Source organism: Kitasatospora sp. NPDC004799 (assembly GCF_040609095.1).
Classification (GTDB): Bacteria; Actinomycetota; Actinomycetes; order Streptomycetales; family Streptomycetaceae; genus Kitasatospora.
On sequence record NZ_JBEXJK010000546.1, the window covers coordinates 1 to 4,636 of the forward strand.

General features: G+C 73.0%; 4 protein-coding genes and 1 pseudogene. All 5 read left to right on the plus strand.

Annotation, left to right across the window (positions count from 1 at the left end):
• Positions 1-127 precede the first annotated feature (127 nt).
• Positions 128-1,066: pseudogene (locus tag ABZW03_RS37650) on the plus strand (helix-turn-helix domain-containing protein); the annotation flags it as partial.
• A gap of 152 nt (positions 1,067-1,218) precedes the next feature.
• A complete protein-coding gene (gene lipB, locus ABZW03_RS37655) occupies positions 1,219-2,016 on the plus strand; it encodes a lipoyl(octanoyl) transferase LipB (protein WP_355268902.1) in 798 nt (265 codons plus the stop codon).
• Between the two features lie 177 nt (positions 2,017-2,193).
• A complete protein-coding gene (gene lipA / locus ABZW03_RS37660; RefSeq protein ID WP_224283948.1) occupies positions 2,194-3,147 on the plus strand; it encodes a lipoyl synthase in 954 nt (317 codons plus the stop codon).
• Between the two features lie 176 nt (positions 3,148-3,323).
• A complete protein-coding gene (locus tag ABZW03_RS37665; RefSeq protein WP_355268906.1) occupies positions 3,324-3,605 on the plus strand; it encodes a hypothetical protein in 282 nt (93 codons plus the stop codon).
• A 149-nt stretch (positions 3,606-3,754) separates the two neighbouring features.
• The gene (locus ABZW03_RS37670; protein ID WP_355268904.1) at positions 3,755-4,444 is read left to right on the plus strand and encodes a DUF4191 domain-containing protein; all 690 of its coding nucleotides are present in this window, start codon (positions 3,755-3,757) and stop codon (positions 4,442-4,444) included.
• Positions 4,445-4,636 lie beyond the last annotated feature (192 nt).

Genomic DNA, 4,636 nt, shown 5'->3' on the forward strand with positions numbered 1-4,636 from the left:
CCGTGCTCGACACGCCGTGGTCGTCCATCAGCTTCCGCGTTGACGACAGCGCGGAGCCTGCGGCCAACTTGCCGCTGCGGATCTGTTCCCGCAGGCCGAGGCGGTCGCCGCCTCCCGCGCCGAGGGCCGGTCCGTACGGCACGGCGAGCAGTGGGTCTGCGCGGTGCTGGCCGGGCACGACGCGCTCGGCACCATGGTGCTGCGCGGCCGGCCCGACCTCGACGACGCCGACCGGCGGCTGTTCGAGCGGGCCAGCGTGGTCACCGCCCTGCTCCTGCTGCTGCGCCGCTCGGTCGCCGAGACCGAGAACCGGATCCGCGGCGAGCTGCTCACCGACCTGCTGACCGCCCCCGAGCGCGACCCGGCCGGGCTCACCGCGCGCGGCCGCCGGCTCGGCGTCGACCTCGCCCGGCCGCACCTGGTGCTGGTCGCGGAGCCGGCCGACGGGAAGGCCGACGACCGGACACGTCTGGCGGGCGCGGCGCGGCGCTACCTGTTCGGCTCCCGGGGCGTCAGCGCCGAGCACGCCGAGACGGTGGTGCTGCTGGCCCCCGTCGAGGCCGGCGGCACCGACGACCCCGAGGCGACCGCCCGGCAGGCCGCCGAGCGGCTGGCCCTGCTGGCCGGGTTCCCGGTCACCGTCGGCGCGGGCCGCCCGGCCGCCGGACCGTCCGCGCTGGCCGCCTCCTACGGCGAGGGCCTGCGCTGCGTCCGGGCGCTGCGGGTGCTCGGCCGCGCCGGGGAGGGCGCCTCCGCCCGCGCGCTCGGCTTCCTCGGCGTGCTGCTCGGCGACGGCCACGACGTGGACGGCTTCGTCGGCGCGACGCTCGGCCCGCTGCTCGCGTACGACGCCCGGCGCGGGACGGAGCTGGTCCGCACCCTGCGCGCCTACTTCGACTGCGGCGGCAGCCTGACCCGGGCCAAGGACGAGCTGCACGTCCACGTGAACACCGTGGTCCAGCGGCTGGACCGGGTCGAGGCGCTGCTCGGACGGGACTGGAACCAGCCGGAGCGGTCGCTGGAGCTCCAGCTCGCGCTGCGGCTGCAGCTGCTCGCGGGGGGCTGAGAGGGCTTCGGGTGCGGCTGGGCGGACACGGGGTGGCGGAGAGGGCTTCGGGTGCGGCTGGTGGGCACGGGAGGTGGCCCACGGAGGGCTTCGAGCGGGCTGGGCGTACAGTGGCGAGGTTGGTCTCGAACGCCTGGCAAGGAGCAGCAGCGGTGAGCGAGAACGTGCGTTTTGTTCGCATGGGCATAGGTGAGCGGACCGTGCCCTACCAGGAGGCCTGGGAGGAGCAGCAGCGGCTGCACGCGCTGCGGGTCGCGGACGAGATCCCCGACACCGTCCTGCTCCTGGAGCACCAGTCGGTGTACACCATGGGCAAGCGCACCAACCCCGCCGACCTCCCGCTGGACGGCACCCCCGTGGTCGAGGTCAACCGCGGCGGGGAGATCACCTGGCACGGCCCCGGCCAGCTGGTCGGCTACCCGATCGTCAAGCTGCCCGACCCGATCGACGTCATCGCCTACGTCCGCCGGCTGGAGGAGGCGCTGATCCGCACCGCCGGTGAATTCGGCATCGGGTCCACCCGGGTCGAGGGCCGCAGCGGGGTCTGGGTGCTGGGCGAGTCCATCCCGGACGCCGTGGTGGACCCGGCGCAGGTGGTGGACATCGGCAAGCTCACCCTGCGGATGGGCCTGCCGCTGGGCATCGACCCGCGGCTGGCCGGCCCCGAGTACGCGCCGTCCAACGCCGGCCAGCGCGGCGACGACCGCAAGCTCGCCGCGATCGGCGTGCGGGTCGCCCGCGGGGTGACGATGCACGGCTTCGCGCTCAACTGCGACCCGGACATGACCTGGTTCGACAAGATCGTGCCGTGCGGCATCCGGGACGCGGGCGTCGCCTCGCTCACCGGCGAGCTGAAGCGCGCACTGCCCGTCGCCGAGGCGGCGCCGGTGGTCGAACGCCACCTGGCGGACGTCCTCGCCGAGCTGCCGGAGCCGGCGCTCAGCCGCTGAACCCGCCGCGTCCGGCCGCCGGAGGCCCTGCCCCTGCGGCCGGGAATCCCGGTGGCCACTGGGAATCTACCGACCGGTAGCCGTGTTGCCCTGCGATTGCAGGGCGGCAGGCCCGGCGAAGGCCGTACAACCACAGGCGTACCCTGGGGGTACCCCGTCTAGTTCTAGGAGTCGCACGTGTCCGCTGTCGCGCCCGACGGCAGGAAGCTGCTCCGCCTGGAGGTCCGCAACAGCGAGACCCCCATCGAGCGGAAGCCCGAGTGGATCAAGACCCGCGCGAAGATGGGCCCGGAGTACAACGCCCTCCAGTCGCTGGTGAAGAAGGAGGGGCTGCACACGGTCTGCCAGGAGGCCGGCTGCCCCAACATCTTCGAGTGCTGGGAGGACCGCGAGGCGACCTTCCTCATCGGCGGTGACCAGTGCACCCGCCGCTGCGACTTCTGCCAGATCGACACCGGCAAGCCCGCCGAGTTCGACCGCGACGAGCCGCGCCGGGTCGCCGAGTCCATCGTCACCATGGACCTCAACTACGCCACCATCACCGGCGTCGCCCGCGACGACCTGGAGGACGGCGGCGCCTGGCTGTACGCCGAGACCGTGCGCCAGGTGCACGCGATGACCGCCGGCCGCGAGGCCGGGCGCACCGGCGTCGAGCTGCTCATCCCCGACTTCAACGCGGTGCCCGAGCAGCTGGCCGAGGTCTTCTCCTCCCGTCCCGAGGTGCTCGCGCACAACGTCGAGACGGTGCCGCGGATCTTCAAGCGGATCCGCCCGGCGTTCCGCTACGAGCGCTCGCTGGACGTCATCACCCAGGCCCGCGCGGCCGGGCTGGTGACCAAGTCCAACCTGATCCTGGGCATGGGCGAGACCCGCGAGGAGGTCAGCCAGGCGCTGGCCGACCTGGTCGGCGCCGGCTGCGAGCTGATCACCATCACCCAGTACCTGCGCCCCTCGCTGCGCCACCACCCGGTGGAGCGCTGGGTGAAGCCGCAGGAGTTCGTCGAGCTCCAGCAGGAGGCCGAGGAGCTGGGCTTCGCGGGCGTCATGTCGGGCCCGCTGGTGCGTTCCTCGTACCGGGCCGGCCGGCTGTACCGGCAGGCGCTGGAGCGGCGCGAGCAGGCCGCGGTCTGACGGCTGCCGAACGGTCGACCGACCGGTTCGAGCCATGGGAAGGGCGGAGCTTCGGCTCCGCCCTTTCGGTTTCACCACGCTTTGACTGCCTGGTCACGGGCTGGTAACACGGGGTGGGGACTCTGGACGCCTGGTGAGCGTTCGATTCTTCTCAGCCACGGGAGGAGCTGTTCGGCATGCGGATGCAGATGCGGATCCGGTCGGTGGGGGTGGCGCTGCGGTTCGCCGAGAGCGTCCTGCTCGCGCCCGGCCAGCGGCACGCGCGGCGCAACGCGTGGGCGGCGGTGTGCGAGAACCGCCGGTACGCGGCGGACCGCCGGCACGACGACGCGGTGGTGGCGGAGGCTGCGGGGACGGGGGCAGGCGCAGGGGCGGGGGCGGCTGTGGGGGCGGGGGCGGCGAGGACGGCAGGCGGGACGGGGGCGGGGGCGGTGGGTCCGCGGCCGGTGCGGCGGTAGCGCCGTCGTACGCCGGCGACGCTTCGGCGTCACCGGGACGTGCCCCGGCGTCGCTCTGCGCGACGGCGCGCGGGCGCACAGGTCACGGTTGGGGCGAACGGGTACCCGGGCTTGGATATCCCGTGCCCGTGCCACGTACCATGAGCGTTATGGCGAGGGAAACATCCGAGAACCCCGGACGGCTGAAGCAGATCCGTCTGGCGTACACCATGACCAAGAAGGTCGACACCAAGATCGGCCTGATCATCGCCGGCGTCGGCCTGCTGACCTTCGGCGTGTTCCTCGCCATCGGCTTCGCGATCGAGCACCCCGTCTACCTGGGCATCCTGGGCTTCATCGTGGCCGTGCTGGCCATGGCGATCGTCTTCGGGCGCCGGGCCGAGCGCGCCGCGTTCGGGCAGATGGAGGGGCAGCCGGGCGCCGTCGCGGCGGTGCTGGACAACATCCGGCGCGGCTGGAGCTCCAGCACCACCCCGGTCGCGGTCACCCGTAACCAGGACGCGGTCTACCGCGCCGTGGGCCGGGCCGGCATCGCGCTGATCGGTGAGGGCAACCCGAACCGGGTCCGCCAGCTGCTGGCCTCCGAGAAGAAGAAGATGGCCCGTGTGGTCGGCGACGTGCCGGTGCACGACATCGTGGTGGGCAACGGCGAGGGCGAGGTCCCGCTGAAGAAGCTCCAGATCCACCTGATGCGTCTGCCCCGCGCCATCACCGCCGCCCAGGTCAGCGAGATCAACGACCGTCTGCGCGCGCTGGGCGACCTGCTCTCCAAGGCGCCGATCCCCAAGGGTCCGATGCCGAAGGGCGCCCGGATGCCCAAGGGCGGCCAGGTCCGCTGACCCTCCCCCTCCCCTGACGACACGAGAACGGCCCCGCCGCGGAAGCTCCGCGGCGGGGCCGTTCCGGTATTCGCGCCCTGGCGTCGGGCGCCCGGGCCCTAGAGATCGTCTTCAAAGATCAGATCCAGAGCAGGATTGAGGCGATGGTGACGGCGGCCTGGTAGGACTCGCGGGTCTTGTCGTATCTGGTGG